Annotated in this window: 17 protein-coding genes and 1 riboswitch; of the genes, 6 read left to right on the top strand and 11 right to left on the bottom strand. The window is 71.9% G+C overall.

The genetic code is table 11. The features are described 5' to 3' along the window. Window positions 1-41: 41 nt before the first annotated feature. Entirely contained in the window at window positions 42-659 is a 618-nt protein-coding gene (locus ACZ4WH_RS01715) for a Uma2 family endonuclease (protein ID WP_468175257.1), read from the top strand. Here the strand turns inward: ACZ4WH_RS01715 and ACZ4WH_RS01710 are convergent, their stop codons facing one another. From ACZ4WH_RS01710 to ACZ4WH_RS01700, 3 genes are all read right to left on the bottom strand, one after another. After that, window positions 660-2219, bottom strand: coding sequence for an ABC transporter substrate-binding protein (locus tag ACZ4WH_RS01710; protein ID WP_468175254.1), 1560 nt, complete (start codon window positions 2217-2219; stop codon window positions 660-662). 215 nt (window positions 2220-2434) lie between these two features. Next, window positions 2435-4054: a metallophosphoesterase gene (locus ACZ4WH_RS01705; protein WP_468175564.1), complete on the bottom strand. Its 1620-nt coding sequence runs from the start codon at window positions 4052-4054 to the stop codon at window positions 2435-2437. 82 nt (window positions 4055-4136) lie between these two features. Beyond that, entirely contained in the window at window positions 4137-4376 is a 240-nt protein-coding gene (locus tag ACZ4WH_RS01700) for an SCO4848 family membrane protein (protein WP_100827849.1), read from the bottom strand. A 91-nt stretch (window positions 4377-4467) separates the two neighbouring features. Between ACZ4WH_RS01700 and ACZ4WH_RS01695 the strand changes: the two genes are divergently transcribed. After that, window positions 4468-5748 carry a D-alanyl-D-alanine carboxypeptidase family protein gene (locus ACZ4WH_RS01695; protein WP_468175250.1) on the top strand — a complete coding sequence of 427 codons (1281 nt, stop codon included), beginning with the start codon at window positions 4468-4470 and terminating at the stop codon, window positions 5746-5748. On the opposite strand, the gene ACZ4WH_RS01690 is transcribed toward ACZ4WH_RS01695, so the two are convergent. Continuing rightward, the gene (locus ACZ4WH_RS01690; RefSeq protein WP_468175247.1) at window positions 5696-6604 is read right to left on the bottom strand and encodes a YihY/virulence factor BrkB family protein; all 909 of its coding nucleotides are present in this window, start codon (window positions 6602-6604) and stop codon (window positions 5696-5698) included. The genes ACZ4WH_RS01695 and ACZ4WH_RS01690 overlap by 53 nt on opposite strands. An 85-nt stretch (window positions 6605-6689) precedes the next feature. Between ACZ4WH_RS01690 and ACZ4WH_RS01685 the strand changes: the two genes are divergently transcribed. Continuing rightward, window positions 6690-7445, top strand: coding sequence for a decaprenylphospho-beta-D-erythro-pentofuranosid-2-ulose 2-reductase (locus tag ACZ4WH_RS01685; RefSeq protein WP_468175244.1), 756 nt, complete (start codon window positions 6690-6692; stop codon window positions 7443-7445). A gap of 21 nt (window positions 7446-7466) precedes the next feature. Here the strand turns inward: ACZ4WH_RS01685 and ACZ4WH_RS01680 are convergent, their stop codons facing one another. The 3 genes from ACZ4WH_RS01680 to ACZ4WH_RS01670 all read right to left on the bottom strand — a co-directional run bounded on the left by ACZ4WH_RS01680 (window position 7467) and on the right by ACZ4WH_RS01670 (window position 10792). Beyond that, window positions 7467-8048, bottom strand: a complete 582-nt coding sequence (locus ACZ4WH_RS01680) for a 2'-5' RNA ligase family protein (protein ID WP_468175561.1) — start codon at window positions 8046-8048, stop codon at window positions 7467-7469. 149 nt (window positions 8049-8197) lie between these two features. Beyond that, complete coding sequence (gene trpS, locus ACZ4WH_RS01675) at window positions 8198-9214, bottom strand: tryptophan--tRNA ligase (protein ID WP_468175241.1); 1017 nt, start codon at window positions 9212-9214, stop codon at window positions 8198-8200. A gap of 123 nt (window positions 9215-9337) precedes the next feature. Beyond that, window positions 9338-10792 (bottom strand): glycine hydroxymethyltransferase, encoded by a 1455-nt coding sequence (locus ACZ4WH_RS01670; RefSeq protein WP_468175238.1) that lies wholly within the window; start codon window positions 10790-10792, stop codon window positions 9338-9340. A 33-nt stretch (window positions 10793-10825) separates the two neighbouring features. Continuing rightward, window positions 10826-10914: riboswitch (ZMP/ZTP riboswitch) on the bottom strand. Window positions 10915-11017: 103 nt separating this feature from the next. On the opposite strand from ACZ4WH_RS01670, the gene rocD reads away from it, so the two are divergent. Then, the gene (gene rocD / locus ACZ4WH_RS01665) at window positions 11018-12226 is read left to right on the top strand and encodes an ornithine--oxo-acid transaminase (RefSeq protein WP_468175235.1); all 1209 of its coding nucleotides are present in this window, start codon (window positions 11018-11020) and stop codon (window positions 12224-12226) included. On the opposite strand, the gene ACZ4WH_RS01660 is transcribed toward rocD, so the two are convergent. Then, a complete protein-coding gene (locus ACZ4WH_RS01660) occupies window positions 12227-12688 on the bottom strand; it encodes a nuclear transport factor 2 family protein (RefSeq protein WP_468175232.1) in 462 nt (153 codons plus the stop codon). A gap of 97 nt (window positions 12689-12785) precedes the next feature. On the opposite strand from ACZ4WH_RS01660, the gene ACZ4WH_RS01655 reads away from it, so the two are divergent. After that, window positions 12786-13367, top strand: a complete 582-nt coding sequence (locus ACZ4WH_RS01655; RefSeq protein WP_468175229.1) for a TetR/AcrR family transcriptional regulator — start codon at window positions 12786-12788, stop codon at window positions 13365-13367. Here ACZ4WH_RS01655 and ACZ4WH_RS01650 read toward each other — a convergent pair. Both ACZ4WH_RS01650 and ACZ4WH_RS01645 read right to left on the bottom strand, forming a co-directional pair. Beyond that, on the bottom strand, window positions 13364-14548 hold the full coding sequence (locus ACZ4WH_RS01650; RefSeq protein ID WP_468175226.1) for a glutathionylspermidine synthase family protein: 1185 nt from the start codon (window positions 14546-14548) through the stop codon (window positions 13364-13366). The genes ACZ4WH_RS01655 and ACZ4WH_RS01650 overlap by 4 nt on opposite strands. Before the next feature lie 13 nt (window positions 14549-14561). Next, window positions 14562-14978 carry a hypothetical protein gene (locus ACZ4WH_RS01645; protein ID WP_468175223.1) on the bottom strand — a complete coding sequence of 139 codons (417 nt, stop codon included), beginning with the start codon at window positions 14976-14978 and terminating at the stop codon, window positions 14562-14564. Window positions 14979-15096: 118 nt separating this feature from the next. Here ACZ4WH_RS01645 and ACZ4WH_RS01640 point away from each other — a divergent pair, with 118 nt between their 5' ends. Continuing rightward, window positions 15097-15918, top strand: coding sequence for a DMT family protein (locus ACZ4WH_RS01640; RefSeq protein ID WP_468175558.1), 822 nt, complete (start codon window positions 15097-15099; stop codon window positions 15916-15918). A 100-nt stretch (window positions 15919-16018) separates the two neighbouring features. Here ACZ4WH_RS01640 and pdxR read toward each other — a convergent pair whose 3' ends face one another. Then, window positions 16019-17440 carry a MocR-like pyridoxine biosynthesis transcription factor PdxR gene (gene pdxR / locus ACZ4WH_RS01635; protein ID WP_468175220.1) on the bottom strand — a complete coding sequence of 474 codons (1422 nt, stop codon included), beginning with the start codon at window positions 17438-17440 and terminating at the stop codon, window positions 16019-16021. Window positions 17441-17452: the final 12 nt, after the last annotated feature.

The following is a 17452-nucleotide window of genomic DNA, read 5'->3' as shown; positions in this document are numbered from 1 at the left end:
CTACGATGATGCTCTCGACACCAGCCCCTAGGAGGCACGCGATGTCCGCCGCATCCGTCGAGCAGCCCTTCGACGCCGACGAGCCGTTCTCCCTCACGGCCATCGCCGACGAGATCATGGAGCGCCATCCGGGCTACCGCGTCGAGATCATCGGAGGCCATCTCCTCGTGACCCCTTCACCGGATGCCCCCCACGCCCGCGTTCTGACCGATCTCATGATTCCCTTCCTCGCCGCCGGACTGCACGGCGCGGAGACCGAGGTGCTCCAGAGCGTGGCGATCAAGCTCCCGACCGGCGCCGAGGACTACTGCATCCCCGACCTGGTCGTCGTGGACGCCGACATCGACGACCACTTCATCGAGAACAACGCCTACGACCCGGTCTGCTTCCGCCTGGTCCTGGAGGTCACCTCCGGCAACTGGCGGGACGACCTGAAGACCAAGGTCGGCGCGTACGCCGAGGCCAAGGTGCCCGTCTATCTCGTGGTCGACCGCAAGCACCAGCGCCTCCACGTGCTCACGGAGCCCGCCGGGAGCGAGTACACGAACCACCGAGTCCACGCCCCCGGCGAGACGGTGACGCTGCCCGACTCGATCGGTGCCGAGGTCGCGCTCGACGTGGATCAGATCATCAGGGCCGGGCAGAAGAAGGCCGACTGATCAGATCCAGGTCAGCCGCCACAGCCGGAACACCCCGGTACCGTCCGTCAGGTACTGGCCGCCCCCCACGTCCTCCGTGCTGACCACGTACTCCTTGCGCTGCCAGAGCGGGATCAGCGGGACGTCCTCGGCCACGTCCGCCTGAATGTCCTTGAAGTCCTTCGCGGCCCGGGTGCGGTCGGCGTACTGCTGGCTGTCCAGGATCAGATGGTCGACCAGCTTGTTGCTGTACCCGGTGCTCATCGTGGAGCCGGTGCCGACGAGCGGGGCTCCGAAGGTGTCCGGGTCCGGGTAGTCGGCGACCCAGCCGACCGCCCAGGCGTCCATCTTCCCGGCGGCCCAGCGCTTCTGGAAGTCGGTCCACTCGTAGCCCTTGACGTCCACCTTGAACAGGCCGCTCGCCTCCAGCTGCTTCTTCAGCTCCGCGGACTCCTCCGCGCCCGCGCCCCGGCCGGTGCCGTAGCCGAGGGTGAAGCGGACCGGCAGGCTCACCCCGGCCTCGGTGAGCAGCCGGCGCGCCTTGTCGGTGCTCTGGGTCGGGTAGCTGTCGAAGAACGACGTGGTGTGCCCGGTGATGCCGGTCGGGATCAGCGAGTACAGCGGGTCGACCGTGCCCTCGTACACCGTCGTGGCCAGCTCCTCACGGTTGACCAGCCAGGCCATCGCCCGGCGCACCCGCACGTCGTGCAGCGGGGAGCCGGAGCGGGTGTTGAGGTACAGGTTGCGGGTCTCGGCGCTGTCGGACTCGGTGACCCGCTGCTCGGGGTCGCTCGGGTTCAGCTCGGAGAGCACGCGCGGCGGCAGAGTCCGGGTGGCGACGTCGATCTTCCGGGCCTGCCAGGCCTGGTCGAGCTTCGCGGAGTCGGCGTAGTACCGCAGCTCGATGGGGCGGCCGACGCCGCTCAGATAGCCCTTGTAGTGCTCGTTCGGCGCGAGGTCGGCCTTCTGGTCCTTGGCGTACGCCATCAGCGTGTACGGCCCGGTGCCGTCGACGGCGGTGTCCGTGCGCAGGGCGCCGGCGGGGTACTTGTCCTTGTCCACGATCGAGCCGGCGCCGGTGGCGACCTTCAGCGGGAAGGTGGCGTCCGCGGAGGAGAGGTGGAAGGTGACGGTGCGCGCGTCGTCGGCGGTCACCGAGGCGAGCGTGTCCAGCAGGGACGCCGGGCCGACATCGGAATTGATCTTCTTGACCCGGTCGAAGGAGTACTTCACGTCCTCGGCCGTCATGGCGCGCCCGCTCGGGAAGGTGATCCCGGAGCGCAGGGTGCACCGGTACGTCCTCAGGCCGCTGCCCTGGAACGCGCAGCTCTGCGCCGCGTCCGGGACCGGCTCGACCCCGCCCGGCTCGAAGGTCAGCAGTGTCTGGAACACATTGCTGAACAGCGCCCAGGAACCGGCGTCGTAGGCGCCGGCCGGGTCGAGTGCGGTGACCGCGTCCGTCGTACCGACGGTGATGACCTTGTTCTTGCTCTCCTGCGACGGCAGCAGTTGCCAGCCGCCGATCCCCACGACGGCGAGCACGAGCAGCGTCACGAGAATCCGCATGCGAACAGATCGCATGGTGGTGCCCTCCCCAGGCCCGTCAAGGCCCTACCCCTGGCCCAGCATGAATCGGCCACTTCCCCTGAGTGGCGCGGCTCACCTAATCACACGCGTTTCACCCTGGGGAAGGGCTTTCTGACCAGTTGTGGAAGAACTTACCGAGGCGTTGTTTCCGCCGGGTTGCACAGCTTCCCCGCAGACATGGGAGCGGTTCCGGTCACGCGCGCGGCGGCTCACGCGCGCGTGGCGGCCAGTTCGATCACCGTCACGTCCGACGGCGCGCCCACGCGCGTGGGCGGTCCCCAGGCGCCCGCGCCCCGGCTGACGTACAACTGCGTGTCGCCGTAGCGGTCGAGACCGGCGACGGTCGGGTTGGCCGCGGCGGCGAGGAGGCTGCCGGGCCATAGCTGGCCGCCGTGGGTGTGGCCGGAGAGCTGGAGGTCGACGCCGTGACGGACGGCCTCGTGAATCTGCACCGGCTGGTGGGCGAGCAGCACGCACGCGCGTGCCGGGTCCCGGTCGTCGAGCGCCTTGGCGAAGTCCGGGCCCTGGCCCTCGCTCTCGCCCTGGACGTCGTTGACGCCGGCCAGGTCGAAGTACGGCAGCTCGGTGCGGGCGTTCTGGAGCGGGTGCAGGCCGAGGTCGCGGACCTCTTCGATCCACTGCTCGGCGCCGGAGAAGTACTCGTGGTTGCCCGTGACGAACCAGGCGCCGTGGCGGGCGCTGAGCCGGGCGAGGGGGGCGGCGGCCGGGCCGAGGTCCTTGACGCTGCCGTCGACCAGGTCGCCGACGACCGCGATCAGGTCCGGCCGGGTGGCGTTGACGGTGTCGACGACCCGCTGTGCGAAGCCTCGGCCGAGGACGGGGCCGAGGTGGATGTCGCTGACGACGGCTATGCGGAAGCCGTGGGCTGCTCGCGGGAGTTTGGCCAGCGGTACGGTGACGCGTTTGACCCGGGGGCCCTGGAGGACGCCGTAGGTGCCGTGGCCGACTGTCGCCACGGCGGCGGTTGTGGCGGCACCGGCGAGGAGGCGGGAGACGACGAGGCGCCGGGTGGGTTCCTGGGCCCCCGGCACCGCGCCGCCCGCCCCAGGGGGCTCCGCCCCCTGAACCCCCGACCCCTGCCCACCCACCACCCGACTCGGTGGGTCGAGAGGCGAGGCCACGGGGTCCGGGCTCGGTCGGCCGGGAGGTGAGACCACGGGGTTCTGGCTCCGTCGGCCAGGAGGTGAAGCCGCGGGGTTCTGGCTCGGTCGGCCAGAAGGTGAGGCCTCCGAACTCCCGCTCGGTGGCCCGAGACGTGAGGCCTCCGAACTCCGGCTCGGTCGGCCGGGAGGTGATGCCGCGGGGTTCTGGCTCGGTCGGCCGGGAGGTGAGGCCACGGGGTTCCGGCTCGGTCGGCCAGGAGATGAGGCCTCCGAACTCCCGCTCGGTGGGCCAGGAGGTGAAGCCACGGGGTCCGGGCTCGGTCGGCCGGGAGGTGAGGCCACGGGGTTCCCGCTCGGTCGGCCGGGAGGTGAGGCCTCCGAACTCCCGCTCGGTCGGCCAGCAGGTGAGGCCTCCGAAATCCCGCTCGGTCGGCCGGGAGGTGACGCCACGGGAGTTCGGCTCAGGCGGTTGAGGAATGGGCGTATGAGTTCGGTCGTCAGTGCGCCCAGCAGGAGGTACAGCGCGAGGGCCATCCACAGGAAGCCCGGCCAGGACAGGGTGCGCTGGAGCCAGAAGGGGGCGCCCGCGCGTTCCGCGACCAGGGCTCCGATCATCAGGGCCGGGCCGGTGAGGAACAGTGCGGTGCCGGCGCGACGGGCCGGGCCCGGGCCGCGTGTGGTGTCGCGGACCAGGCGCCGCCACACGTACCAGTGCAGGCCCGCCACGGCGGCCAGGACGGCCAGGGCGACGAGCGCGAGGACGAAGACCACCCCGACCGGTCCCCCGCTATGAGTTCCGGCGCAGTGCGCGCAGACCGCGCAACCCGATGACCCCGATGACCGTCCCCAATACGAAGGAGACGACCGCCAGCAGCAGATGCACCCAGAAGTACGCGGTCGGGTGACCGTCGTCGAAGGCGAGCCCGCTGCTGTCCTTGATCAGGTTCTTGACGAAAGTGACCCAGATGACCCAGGACCACACCCCGAACGCGAGCAGGAACCAGGAGACCGGGCGGCTGAGCTTCATGAGTCCAGTATCGCCGTCCCGTGTCCGGTTCCGTGTCGGGGGTGGGGCGGGACGCGGGACTTCACGGTCGGGTGCAGGTACGTTCTCGATCGTGCCCGCACCGAAGACGACCGTCAGGCGATCCCTGCTGGTCACCTCCGCCACCCTGCTGTCCTTGTCCGTCACGGCGCTGTCCCTGTCCGTCACCGCGCCCGCCGCCCTCGCCGCGCCGACCCCCTCCACGAGCCCGACGGCCACGCCCCCGGCCCAGATGTCCACCGTGGGCGGCGCCCGGCTCGGGATGCCGGGCACGCAGGTCAACCTCGCCCCCGGCGTCCCGGTCCTGCCCAAGGACCTCACCGCCCGCTCCTGGATCGTCTCCGACGCCGAGTCCGGGGAGGTCCTCGCCGCGCACAACGCGCACTGGCCGCTGCCCCCGGCGAGCACGCTGAAGATGCTGTTCGCGGACACCGTGCTGCCCCGGTTCCCCAAGGGCACCGAGCACAAGGTGGCGCCGTCGGACCTCAAGGGCGTCGGCGTCGGCTCCAGCGTGGTCGGGATAAAGGAGGGCTCCACCTACTCCGTCCACGACCTGTGGCTCGGGGTCTTCCTGCGCTCGGGCAACGACGCCGTGCATGTGCTGTCCCGGATGAACGGCGGCATCAAGCAGACCGTCCAGGACATGCAGGACCACGCCGAGGAACTCCAGGCCCTGGACACGCGGGTGGTCTCGCCGGACGGCTACGACGCGCCGGGGCAGGTGTCGTCGGCGTACGACCTGACGCTGTTCGCCCGCTCCGGGCTCCAGAAGAAGGACTTCCGCGACTACTGCTCGACGGTGAGCGCGAAGTTCGGCTCCGCCGAGATCCGGAACACCAACCGGCTGCTGAGCGGCGACACCGACGTCCCCGTCTACCAGGGCATCGCGGGCGTGAAGAACGGCAACACCACGCACGCGGGCGCCACCTTCACCGGGGTCGCCGAGCGGAACGGCAAGGTGCTGCTGGTCACGGTGATGAATCCGGAGAAGCACGAGCACAACGAGGTCTACAAGGAGACCGCGAAGCTGTTCGACTGGGGCTTCCAGGCCGTCGGCAAGGTCAACGCGGTGGGCGAGCTGGTGCCGCCGAAGAGCGCCGCGTCGGCCACCCCGCAGCCCGGCCCCAGCACGTCCGCCGCGCAGGACCCGGGGCAGGGGTCGGGGCAGACGGCCGGGACCGGCGGGTCGGGGTCGAAGCCCGTGGCGAGCGCCGCCGCCGGGTCCGGGTCCAGCGGGGTCGGGATCGCCCTGGCCGTCGCGGGCGGGCTGCTGGTGCTGCTCGGGGGCGGGGCGTTCCTGGTCAACCGCCGGTGGCCGCTACCGGACCTGATGCGCCGTCGGACGCGTCCCTGAGGCCCGCCTCCTTGCTCGGCGTCGCCGTCCAGGAGGCGCAGAACAGGACCAGTTTGGCGGTGAAGTTGATCCACAGCAGCAGTGCCACGGGGACGCCGAACGCGCCGTACACGCTCTTCGCGGCGACCCCCTGGACATAGCCGCTGAGCAGCAGCTTCAGCAGTTCGAAGCCGATCGCGCCGAGCAGCGCGGCCACCAGCAGGCGGTGGCGCGGCGGCTCGACCCCGGGCAGCAGGGTCAGGACGTAGAGCAGGACGAGGAAGTCGGCGAGCACGGCGACGGCGAACGCGGCGATCCTGAGCAGGACGCTGCCCCAGCCGTGCTCGTCCAGGCCGATCTGCCGGGAGACCAGGCCGACGGCGGCCGAGGCGAGGGTGGACGCGGCGAGCGTGACCAGCAGGGCGCCGCCGAAGCCGAGCAGGATGCCGGCGTCCTTGGCCTTGGTGACGAGCGGGTTCTCCTCGCGGTCCGGCAGCTCCCACACCGCGCGCAGGCAGTCCCGCACCTGGCCGACCCAGCCGATGCCCGTGAACAGCAGGGCCGCGCCCGCGATGAGGCCGACCGTGCCCGCGTTCCGCGCCAGGGAGGTGAGGTCCAACTGGTCGGAGAGGCCCGGGAACTGGTCGGCGATCCGGTGCTCCACGGTCTTCTGGCGGGCCGGGCCGAGGGTGGCGGCGGTGATCGCGGCGGCCACGGTCAGCAACGGGAACAGCGCCACGAAGCTGACGAACGTCATGGCGGCGGCGAGCCGGGCCCACTTCACCCGGTCCAGCCGCTCGTAGCACCGCCACGCGTGCGTGAGCATCAGCCGGGTGACGATCGGCCCGATGCCGGGGAGCCTCTTCAGCCAGTCCATGATCCGACTGTGCCCGCTGCGCATGGGCGTCAACACCGCGTTTCTTCAGCAGAACGGTCATATGCGAGCGATACGGTCAGCTGTCATGAAGGACGCCACCGCTCTGCCCCAGTCCCTGCTCGTCCTCGGCGGCACGTCCGAGATCGCGCTGGCCACCGCGCGCCGGCTGATCGCCCGCCGCACCCGCACGGTGTGGCTGGCGGGCCGCCCCTCCCCGGCGCTGGAGAACGCCGCCGGGAGTCTGCGCGCGCTCGGTGCGGACGTGCACACCGTCGCCTTCGACGCGCTCGACCCCGAGTCCCATGAGGCGGTCCTCGGCAAGGTGTTCGCCGACGGACCCGTCGACATGGTGCTGCTCGCCTTCGGCATCCTCGGCGACCAGGCGCACGACGAGCGTGACCCGGTGCGGGCCGTGCGGGTCGCCCAGACCAACTACACCGGGGCCGTCTCGGTGGGCCTGGTCGCCGGGCGTGCCCTTCAGACCCAGGGCCACGGCTCCCTGGTGGTGCTGTCCTCCGCCGCCGCCGAACGCGCCCGCCGCGCCGATTTCATCTACGGCTCCAGCAAGGCGGGCCTCGACGTCTTCGCCCAGGGCCTCGGCGACGCCCTGCACGGCACCGGCGTGCACGTCATGGTCGTACGCCCCGGGTCCGTCCGGACGAGAAAGACGGCCGGACGGGTGCGGACACCGCTCGCCTGCACACCGGAGGCGGTCGCCACGGCGATCGAACTGGGCCTGCGCCGGCGTTCGGAGACGGTGTGGGTGCCGGGTGCGCTCCGGCTGGTCATGGCGGCTCTGCGGCACACGCCGCGCTCACTGTTCAGGAGGCTGGACGTCTAGCGCCCCGGAGCACGCCCGACATCACTGCGCGACCCGCGGAGCGTACACGTCCGCGTGGCCCTGCTGGGACGGCACCACGGGCCCCCCGAAGGTGTACTCGCGCAGCTTGCGCCAGACGCCGTCGGCGCCCTGCTCGTACAGCGCGAAGCCGGTGCACGGCCACTCGGCCTCGAAGCCCGCCAGCTCCTCGAAGGCGCGGTCCATCGCCGCGTCGTCGATGCCGTGCGCGACGGTGACATGCGGGTGGTACGGGAACTGCAACTCGCGCGCCACCGGTCCGGAGGCGTCCCGGACCCGCTGCTGGAGCCAGGCGCACGCGTCGGCGCCCTGGACGACCCGCACATAGACCACCGGCGACAGGGGCCGGAAGGTGCCGGTGCCGGACAGCCGCATCGGGAACGGCCGGCCCGCCGCGGCGACCTCGGAGAGGTGCGCGTCGACCGCCGGGAGGTCGGCCTCGTCCACCTCGGTCGGCGGCAGCAGCGTGACGTGCGTGGGGATGCCGTGAGCCGCGGCGTCGCCGAAGCCCGCGCGCCGCTCCTGGAGCAGGCTGCCGTGAGGCTCCGGGACCGCGATCGACACGCCGATCGTTACGGTCCCCACGTCGTCTCCTGTCGTCGCGTCTGTCGTCTTCTCGGCCGTCTCGTCCCGGCCGTCGGCTATCGACTGTACGGCCACGGATGTCCTTCGGGCAGGCGCAGCGGAAGTGATGTGCAGCGCTCTGCCCGCGCGGACCCGTGCGGTCGTACGCCTCAGTGCTTGGCCGGGAGGAAGCCCACGCGGTCGTACGCCTGCGCGAGGGTCTCGGCGGCGACGGCGCGCGCCTTCTCCGCGCCCTTGGCGAGGATCGCGTCGAGCGTCTCGGAGTCGTCCAGGTACTGCCGGGTGCGCTCGCGGAACGGCGTGACGAACTCGACCATGACCTCGGCGAGGTCCGTCTTGAGCGCGCCGTACATCTTGCCCTCGTACTCCTGCTCCAGCTCGGCGACGGTCTTGCCGGTGAGCGTGGAGTAGATGGTGAGGAGGTTGGAGACGCCCGGCTTGTGCTCGGCGTCGTAGCGGATCACCGTGTCCGTGTCGGTGACGGCGCTCTTGACCTTCTTGGCCGTGGTCTTCGGCTCGTCGAGGAGGTTGATGAGGCCCTTCGGCGTGGACGCCGACTTGCTCATCTTGACCGTCGGGTCCTGGAGGTCGTAGATCTTCGCCGTCTCCTTGAGGATGTACGGCTTCGGGATCGTGAAGGTGTCGCCGAAGCGGCCGTTGAAGCGCTCGGCGAGGTCGCGGGTCAGCTCGATGTGCTGGCGCTGGTCCTCGCCGACGGGCACCTCGTTCGCCTGGTAGAGCAGGATGTCCGCGACCTGGAGGATCGGGTACGTGAACAGGCCGACGGAGGCGCGGTCGGCGCCCTGCTTGGCGGACTTGTCCTTGAACTGGGTCATGCGGCTGGCCTCGCCGAAGCCGGTGAGGCAGTTCATGATCCAGGCCAGCTGGGCGTGCTCGGGGACGTGGCTCTGCACGAAGAGGGTGCAGCGGTCCGGGTCCAGGCCGGCGGCCAGCAGCTGCGCGGCGGCGAGGCGGGTGTTGGCCCGCAGTTCCCGCGGGTCCTGGGGGATCGTGATCGCGTGCAGGTCGACGACCATGTAGAAGGCGTCGTGGGACTCCTGGAGGGCCACCCACTGGCGGACGGCGCCGAGGTAGTTGCCGAGGTGGAACGAGCCGGCGGTGGGCTGGATGCCGGAGAGCACGCGGGGGCGATCAGCAGTGGCCATGTCGCCCATTCTCTCATCGGCCGGGGTGTCATCGGCCCGAGAGGTGGGGGTGGCCCAGGGGCGTGGGGGACTGCGGACCGTGGTGGGTTGATCGCGCAGTTCCCCGCGCCCCTGACGGGCGCGTCAGCCGAGGTCGACCTCGGGGTACAGCGGGAATCCGGCCACCAGGTCCGTGGCTCGCTGGGAGATCTCCTGGGCGACCTTCTCGTCGAGGACGTGGGCGGCCTTGGACGGGGCGCCGGACTTGGTGGTGCCCGGTTCGGTGGTGGTGAGGACGCGGTCGATCAGGGCCGCCACCTCGTCCATCTCCGCCGTGCCGAGGCCGCGGGTGGTGAGCGCGGGGGTGCCGACGCGGATGCCGGAGGTGTACCAGGCGCCGTTCGGGTCGGCCGGGATGGCGTTGCGGTTGGTGACGATGCCCGAGTCGAGCAGGGCGGCCTCGGCCTGGCGGCCGGTGAGGCCGTAGGAGCCGGCGACGTCGATAAGGTTGAGGTGGTTGTCGGTGCCGCCGGTGACGAGGGTGGCGCCGCGGCGCATCAGGCCATCGGCGAGGGCGCGGGAGTTGTCCACGATGCGCTGGGCGTAGTCCTGGAAGGCGGGCTGCCGGGCCTCGGCCAGGGCGACGGCCTTGGCGGCCATGACGTGCGGGAGCGGGCCGCCGAGGACCATCGGGCAGCCGCGGTCGACCTGGTCCTTGAGGGAGTCGTCGCACAGGACCATGCCGCCGCGCGGGCCGCGCAGCGACTTGTGGGTGGTCGTGGTGACGATCTGGGCGTGCGGGACCGGGTCGAAGTCGCCGGTGAGGACCTTGCCCGCGACCAGGCCGGCGAAGTGCGCCATGTCGACCATGAGGGTGGCGCCGACCTCGTCGGCGATCTCGCGCATGATCCGGAAGTTCACCAGCCGGGGGTACGCGGAGTAGCCGGCGACGATGATCAGCGGCTTGAACTCGCGGGCCTGGGCGCGCAGGGCGTCGTAGTCGATCAGGCCGGTGTTCGGGTCGGTGCCGTAGGAGCGCTGGTCGAACATCTTGCCGGAGATGTTCGGGCGGAAGCCGTGGGTGAGGTGGCCGCCGGCGTCCAGGGACATGCCGAGCATGCGCTGGTTGCCGAAGGCCTGGCGCAGTTCGGCCCAGTCGGCCTCGGACAGGTCGTTGACCTGGCGGGCGCCGGTCTTCTCCAGGAAGGGCGCCTCGACGCGGTCGGCGAGGACGGCCCAGAAGGCGACGAGGTTGGCGTCGATGCCGGAGTGCGGCTGGACGTAGGCGTGGCGGGCGCCGAAGAGTTCGCGGGCGTGCTCGGCGGCGAGGGACTCGACGGTGTCGACGTTGCGGCATCCGGCGTAGAAGCGGCGGCCGACGGTGCCCTCGGCGTACTTGTCGCTGAACCAGTTGCCCATCGCGAGCAGGGTCGCCGGGGAGGCGTAGTTCTCCGAGGCGATCAGCTTGAGCATCTCGCGCTGGTCGGTGACCTCCTGGCCGATGGCGTCGGCGACGCGCGGTTCGACGGCGCGGATCACGGCGAGGGCGGCACGGAAGGCGGTCGACTCGGTGGAGAGGGAGGCGGAATTCTCGGGCATCGGGGACCTCCGGACGGTGTGCGTACAGCGTTCACGTTCGGCCCAGGCGCACGGCACTCTTCCCGCTCGGGCCGCTCCCTGATGGTCCGTCCCATCCCAGCGCGCCAGTCACGGCCCGCTCGTCAGCCTACCGGGCGCGCCGCGCGGGGCAGGTCCCGCGTCCACCATGCGAGCGAGGATAAGAAGGAGGTCACCGTCGAGTCCGAGTCGTCTCCGGGAGAGGCCGTGACCGCTGCGCAAGACCTCATCGCCGCCGCCGACGCGCACTGCGCGCCCACCTACGACCCGCTGCCGGTGGTGATCGCCACGGGTGAGGGGGCGTGGCTGACGGACGTGGCGGGGCGGCGCTACCTGGATCTGCTGGCCGGCTACTCGGCGCTGAACTTCGGGCACGGCAACCGGCGGCTGGCCGAGGCGGCCCGGCGGCAGCTGGACCGGCTGACGCTGACCTCCCGCGCCTTCTACCACGACCGGTTCGCCGCGTTCTGCACGGAGCTGGCCGAGCTGTGCGGGATGGAGATGGTGCTGCCCATGAACACGGGCGCGGAGGCGGTGGAGAGCGCGGTGAAGACGGCCCGGAAGTGGGGGTACCGGGTGAAGGGGGTGCCCGGGGAGATGGCGAAGATCGTCGTGGCGGGCGGCAACTTCCACGGTCGTACGACGACGGTCATCAGCTTCTCGACGGACGCGGAGGCGCGGGCGGACTTCGGGCCGTACACCCCGGGCTTCGAGATCGTGCCGTACGGGGACCTGACCGCGATGCGGTCGGCGTTGACGGAGAACACCGTGGCGGTGCTGCTGGAGCCGATCCAGGGCGAGTCCGGGGTGATCGTGCCGCCGGCCGGTTATCTGGCGGGGGTGCGGGAGCTGACCCGCGAGCGGAACGTCCTCTTCGTCGCCGACGAGATCCAGTCCGGGCTGGGCCGGACCGGGCGGACCTTCGCGTGCGAGCACGAGGGGGTGGTGCCGGACATGTACGTGCTGGGCAAGGCGCTGGGCGGCGGGATCGTGCCGGTGTCGGCGGTGGTGTCGAGCGCGGCGGTGCTCGGGGTGTACCGGCCAGGCGAGCACGGGTCGACGTTCGGCGGGAATCCGCTGGCCTGCGCGGTGGCGCTGGAGGTGATCGCGATGCTGCGGACCGGCGAGCACCAGGAGCGGGCGGCCCGGCTGGGCGAGCGGCTGCACGGACAGCTGCGCGAGCTGCTCGGCACCGGGCGGGTGACGGCGGTGCGGGGGCGGGGGCTGTGGGCCGGGGTGGACGTCTCCCCCGCCGTCGGCACCGGGCGGGAGGTCTCCGAGAGGCTGCTGGCCCGTGGGGTCCTGGTCAAGGACACCCACGGGTCGACCATCCGGATCGCTCCGCCGCTGATGATCGGCGAGGAGGACCTGGACTGGGGGGTGGAGCAGCTGCGGGCGGTACTGTCCGGGGCCTGATCAGCGCAGGGGGAAGTCGACGCCGTGCTCGTCGGCGGGCCGGGGGCCGAAGATGCGCCGGTCGGATTCCTCGATGGCGAGGTCGTTGATGCCGGCCTCGCGGCGGAGCATCAGGCCGTGCTTGTCGAACTCCCACAGCTCGTTGCCGTAGCAGCGCCACCACTGGCCGTCGGCGTCGCGGCACTCGTACTGGAAGCGGACGGCGATGCGGTTCTCGTGGAAGCTCCACAGGCCCTTGCGCAGCGCGTAGTCCCGCTCGCGCTCCCACTTCTCGGTCAGGAAGGCGACGATCTCCTCGCGGCCGGTGACGAACCGGTCCCGGTTCCGCCAGACGGAGTCCGGGGTGTAGGCGAGGGCCACCCGGTGGGGGTCGCGGGTGTTCCAGGCGTCCTCGGCCGCCTGCACCTTCTGTAGGGCGGTTTCCAGGGTGAACGGCGGGTAGGGCGGACGGTCTTCGGACACGGTGACCTCCTCCTGTCGGGGCCGACACGGAGAACGGCCGTTCTCCACCGAGGGGACTAAGATAGAGAACGATCGTTCTCAACGTCAAGGAGACCCGATGCCCGCCGCCGTCACCGAGGAACAGAACCGCGTGGACCGCGAGGCGCTCCTGGACGCGGCGGAGGCGCTCTTCTACGCGCACGGCATCCAGGCGGTCGGCATGGACCGGGTCCGCGAGGCCTCCGGACTGCCCCTGAAGCGGATCTACCGGCTCTTCGCGACCAAGGAGGACCTGGTCGTCGCCATGCTCCGGCGCCGCGACCGGCGCTGGCGCGCGAGCCTCGCCGCCCACGTGGAGAGCGTCCAGGACCCCCGCGAACGGGTGCTCGCGGTCTTCGACTGGCTCGCCGCGTGGTTCGCGGAACCCGGCTTCCGCGGCTGCGCCTGGATCAACGCCCACGGCGAACTCGGCTCGTCGTCCGAGCCGGTCCTGGCGGAGGTCCGCGCCCACAAGCGCGCCTTCCACGACCAACTGGCGACCTGGGTCCGAGCCACCGGCACACCGCTGACCGAACCGGTCTTCCTCCTCGCCGAGGGAGCCATGACCACAGCGGGCATCACCGGCGACCCGACCCCGGCGAGCCACGCACGGGCGGCGGTGGAGACGTTGCTCGGGACCGCTGCGGCGACCGCCGGCTAGAGGATCACATGGGGCAGGAAGCGGGCGTACTCGTCGGTGATCAGGCCTGCGGATTCCCGGATGCCGAGGCCCGCTGGTTCGTCCTGGACGACCCAGGCACCCAGCACCACGTGGTTGCCGTCGAAGGCGGGGAGGGGGGCCAACTGCTGGTAGCAGCAGGGGTCTTCGCGGAGGGCGGGCGGGGCGCCGGGGTCGTGGACGGTGACGCCCTCGCCCTCGCGGCCGAGGAGGGGCTTGGCCACGTAGCCGGTCGTGCCGAGCAGGTCGCGGGGGCCGTCCAGGTAGGCGGGGAGGAGGTTCGGGTGGCCGGGGTACAGCTCCCAGAGGATCGCGAGGAGGGCCTTGTTGCTCAGGAGCATCTTCCAGGCCGGTTCGATCCACAGGGTGCTGCCGGTGCCGCCGCCGTTGTCCAGGGTGTCCAGGACGTGGCCGCCGAACGCGTCGGTGGTGAGCCACTCCCAGGGGTAGAGCTTGAAGATGCCGCGGATGAAGCGGAGTCGGTTGTCGACGAAGCGGCCGGAGAGGGTGTCCCAGCCGATCTCCTCCATGGCCAGCCAGTCGGTGGTGAGGCCGGCCTGTTCGGCGGTCTCCTTCAGATAGGCGACCGTCATCAGGTCCTCGCCGAGTTCGTCGGCCGAGGAGTGCGCGAAGTGGAGCGGGCTGCCGGGAGGCAGCAGCGCGGACTGGGCGCGCCAGGCTTCGACCAGGCGTTCGTGCAGGGAGTTCCACTGGTCCGCGCCGGGGAAGCGGTCCTCCATCCAGAACCACTGCGGGGAGGCGGCCTCCACCAGCGAGGTCGGGGTGTCGGCGTTGTACTCCAGGAGCTTCGCCGGTCCCGTGCCGTCGTAGCGCAGGTCGAAACGGCCGTAGACGGAAGGGAGTTCGGCACGGCGGTGCCACGCCTCCGTGACCGCGGCGGCCACCCGCGGGTCCGTGATGCCGAGGTCCGTGAGGCGGTTCTCGGTCACGATGTGCTCGGCGGCGGCCAGGCACATGCGGTGCAGTTCCTCCACCGTCTCCTCCAGCGTCTCCACCTCGTCCAGGGTGAAGACGTAGTAGGCGCTCTCGTCCCAGTACGGGCGCAGCGAGCCGTCGGGGTGGCGGGTGAGGGGGTAGACCAGGCCCTGCGCCTCCACGGTCTGCTGCCAGCCGGGGCGGGGAGTGATGGTACGGCGTTCCATGTGCGTGTTCCGGTCAGCCGCCGGAGCTGCCCTTGCCGCCGCCGAAGCCGCCGCGGTGGACACCGCCGCTTCCGCTGTGGTGGTCGTCGTCGTACGAGCCGCTGCCCGAGCCCTTGCCGGGCTTGGTGAAGGAGCCGCCGTCGACCCAGCCGCCCTTCTCCTCGCCCTCGTAGTACCAGGCGGCGTCGGCCTTCTTGTTGACGGTCGTCCTCCCGCCCGGCGCCTTCCTGCCCTTCGTCTTCCCCGACACGGCGCTGGTCTTGCAGTTCTTGTCCGAGACGACCTTGTAGCCCTTGGCGAGGTTGTAGCTGTCGCGGTCGACGCACCGCTTGTCCGGTTCGGACGAGCAGGCGGTGAGCGCGGCGGCCAGCAGGCCCACGCCGCCGAGGACGACCGTGCCGGAACGAAGTGGCCGGCGTGTGCGCTCCATGGTGGTGTCTCCCCCGTCGGATGTCGTGTTCGGCGGTCAGCCTAGAGATCGGTGTGGGTTTCGGCATCGTCGGGTCCTCGATCTGCCGTTCCCCTAGAGTCACTTCGTGCTGTTTGGAATGGTGTGCGCCCTTGGTGCGGCGGTCTGCTTCGGTACCGCGACGGTGTTGCAGGCGGTGGCCGCGCGGGCGGCGGGCGCCGAGGGAGGTGGCGGCGGGGACGCGGCGCTCCTGCTGCGGGCGCTGCGGCAGTGGCGGTATCTCGCCGGTCTCGCGCTGGACGGGCTGGGCTTCCTGCTCCAGATCGCGGCCCTGCGGTCGGTCCCGATCTACGCGGTGGGCGCGGCGCTGGCCGCCAGCCTCGCCGTGACGGCGGTGGTGGCGGCACGGCTGCTGCGGGTCCGGCTGAGCGGGACGGAGTGGGCCGCCGTGGGGGTGGTGTGCGCGGGACTCGCCCTGCTGGGGCTGGCCTCGGGCACCGAGGGCGACCGGAGCGGACCGGACTGGCTGCGGTACGCGATGGTCGCTGCGGCGGCGGGCGTGCTGCTGCTCGGCGGGGTCGGCGGGCGTCTGACCGGCCGGACCCGGGCACTGCTGCTGGGGCTCGGCGCCGGGTTCGGGTTCGGGGTGGTGGAGGTGGCGGTACGGCTGATCGACTCGCTGGAGGTCGGGGATCTGCTGGGCAACCCGGCCACGTATGCGCTGCTGCTCGGTGGGGGCGCCGCGTTCCTGCTGCTCACCTCGGCCCTCCAGCGGGGCTCGGTGACGACCGCGACGGCCGGGATGGTGCTCGGCGAGACGATCGGGCCGGCCGCGGTGGGGGTGGTCTGGCTCGGGGATCGTACGCGGGAGGGACTGGGCTGGGTCGCGGCGTTGGGGTTCGCTGTGGCCGTGGTGGGGGCGTTGGCGCTGGCGCGGTTCGGGGAGGCACCGGTGGAGTAGGTGCTGTGCGCCTCACGGGGTGGGGGTTCGGTCCGTCCGGCGGGTGCGGCGCGGATGTGGTTGAGCGTGGTGCCCCGCGCTCCCGCTGTCCCCGGCCTTCTCAAGGCAGTACCCGGCACAGCGCCTCCAGTGCCGCCGCCCACGCGCTGTCCGGTGGTGTGCCGTAGCCGACGACCACGGCGTCCAACGGGTCGGTGACGGCCTGTGGGTGCCGGTAGAAGGTCAGGCCGTGGAGGGCCAGGCCCTGCCATGCCGCCGCCTGGACCACCGACTCCTCCGTGCCGGGCGGGAGCCGTAGGACCGCGTGCAGGCCCGCGGCGATTCCCGTGACCCTCACCTCCGGTGCCCGCTCGGTGACGGCGGTGGCGAGGGCGTCGCGGCGGCGCCGGTAGCGCAGGCGGGAGGAGCGGACGTGGCGGTCGTACGCGCCGGAGGTGAGGAACTCCGCGAGGGTGAGCTGTTCCAGTGCGCCGACGGTGTCCGTCCGGCCCTTGGCCGAGGCCGCCTCCGCCGCGAGGGCCGGCGGCAGCACCATCCAGCCCAGCCGCAGTCCGGGCGCGAGCGACTTGCTGGCCGTGCCGAGGTAGACGACCCGGTCGGGGGCGAGTCCCTGCAACGCGCCGACGGGCTGGCGGTCGTAGCGGAACTCGCCGTCGTAGTCGTCCTCCAGGATCAGTCCGCCGGTGCGCCGGGCCCAGGCGACGACGGCGGACCGCCGGTCCGGGTGCAGCGGGGTGCCCATGGGGAACTGGTGCGCCGGGGTCAGCAGCACCGCGCCGGCGGCCACCGACTCGCCGGGGGCGGTGCCCAGTTCGTCGTACGGCAGCGCGGGCGTGGCCATGCCCGCGTTCCGCAGCAGCGCCCAGTGGACGTCGAGGCCGTACGACTCCACGGCCACCGTCCGCACCCCGCGGGCCCGCAGGAGCTTGCCGAGGATGGTGAGGGCGTGCGAGAAGCCGGCGGTGATCACGATCGTGTCGGGGTCGGTGCGCACCCCACGGGCTCGGGCGAGGTAGCCGGCGAGGGCGGTGCGCAGTTCTGGGCGGCCGCGCGGGTCGCCGTAGCCGAGGGCGTGGAAGGGGGCCGTGGCCAGGGCCCGGCGGGTGGCCTTCACCCACTCGGTGCGCGGGAAGGCGGCGAGGTCGGGGGTGCCGGGGACGAGGTCGTGCAGCGGGCGGGTGGGGGCGCGGTGAGAGGTCGCCGGGGTGGTGCCGGGGGCTGTGCGGGCGCCGGTGCCGGGGGCGCCGGTGCCACGCGCCCCCGTCGCCACTCGGGTGCCGGAGCCCTGGCGGGCCGTGAGCCAGCCCTCCGCGACCAGGTCGGCGTAGGCCTCGGCGACGGTGTTGCGGGCGATGCCGAGGTCGGCGGCGAGGGAGCGGGAGGACGGCAGCCGGGTGCCGGGGGCGAGCCGGCCGGTGCGGACCGCGTCCCGCAGGGCGTCGGTCAGGCCCCGGCGCAGGCCGCCCGAGCCGCTCGGTTCGAGATGCAGGTCGACGCCCAGAGTGGCCCACGATTCCGTCATGGAAATGGACCA

The organism is Streptomyces sp. NPDC029138 (assembly GCF_055564375.1).
The sequence above is the reverse complement of the archived record's forward strand: the minus strand, read 5'-3'. Positions and strand labels throughout refer to the sequence as shown.

Excerpts from the sequence above, each read along its gene's own strand:
- ACZ4WH_RS01715 (WP_468175257.1), top strand. The coding sequence starts at position 42 with ATGTCCGCCGCATCCGTCGAGCAGCCCTTCGACGCCGACGAGCCGTTC.
- ACZ4WH_RS01710 (WP_468175254.1), bottom strand. The coding sequence starts at position 2,219 with ATGCGATCTGTTCGCATGCGGATTCTCGTGACGCTGCTCGTGCTCGCC.
- ACZ4WH_RS01700 (WP_100827849.1), bottom strand. The coding sequence starts at position 4,376 with ATGAAGCTCAGCCGCCCGGTCTCCTGGTTCCTGCTCGCGTTCGGGGTG.
- ACZ4WH_RS01690 (WP_468175247.1), bottom strand. The coding sequence starts at position 6,604 with ATGGACTGGCTGAAGAGGCTCCCCGGCATCGGGCCGATCGTCACCCGG.
- ACZ4WH_RS01685 (WP_468175244.1), top strand. The coding sequence starts at position 6,690 with ATGAAGGACGCCACCGCTCTGCCCCAGTCCCTGCTCGTCCTCGGCGGC.
- trpS (WP_468175241.1), bottom strand. The coding sequence starts at position 9,214 with ATGGCCACTGCTGATCGCCCCCGCGTGCTCTCCGGCATCCAGCCCACC.
- ACZ4WH_RS01670 (WP_468175238.1), bottom strand. The coding sequence starts at position 10,792 with ATGCCCGAGAATTCCGCCTCCCTCTCCACCGAGTCGACCGCCTTCCGT.
- ACZ4WH_RS01655 (WP_468175229.1), top strand. The coding sequence starts at position 12,786 with ATGCCCGCCGCCGTCACCGAGGAACAGAACCGCGTGGACCGCGAGGCG.
- ACZ4WH_RS01650 (WP_468175226.1), bottom strand. The coding sequence starts at position 14,548 with ATGGAACGCCGTACCATCACTCCCCGCCCCGGCTGGCAGCAGACCGTG.
- ACZ4WH_RS01645 (WP_468175223.1), bottom strand. The coding sequence starts at position 14,978 with ATGGAGCGCACACGCCGGCCACTTCGTTCCGGCACGGTCGTCCTCGGC.
- ACZ4WH_RS01640 (WP_468175558.1), top strand. The coding sequence starts at position 15,097 with ATGGTGTGCGCCCTTGGTGCGGCGGTCTGCTTCGGTACCGCGACGGTG.
- pdxR (WP_468175220.1), bottom strand. The coding sequence starts at position 17,440 with ATGACGGAATCGTGGGCCACTCTGGGCGTCGACCTGCATCTCGAACCG.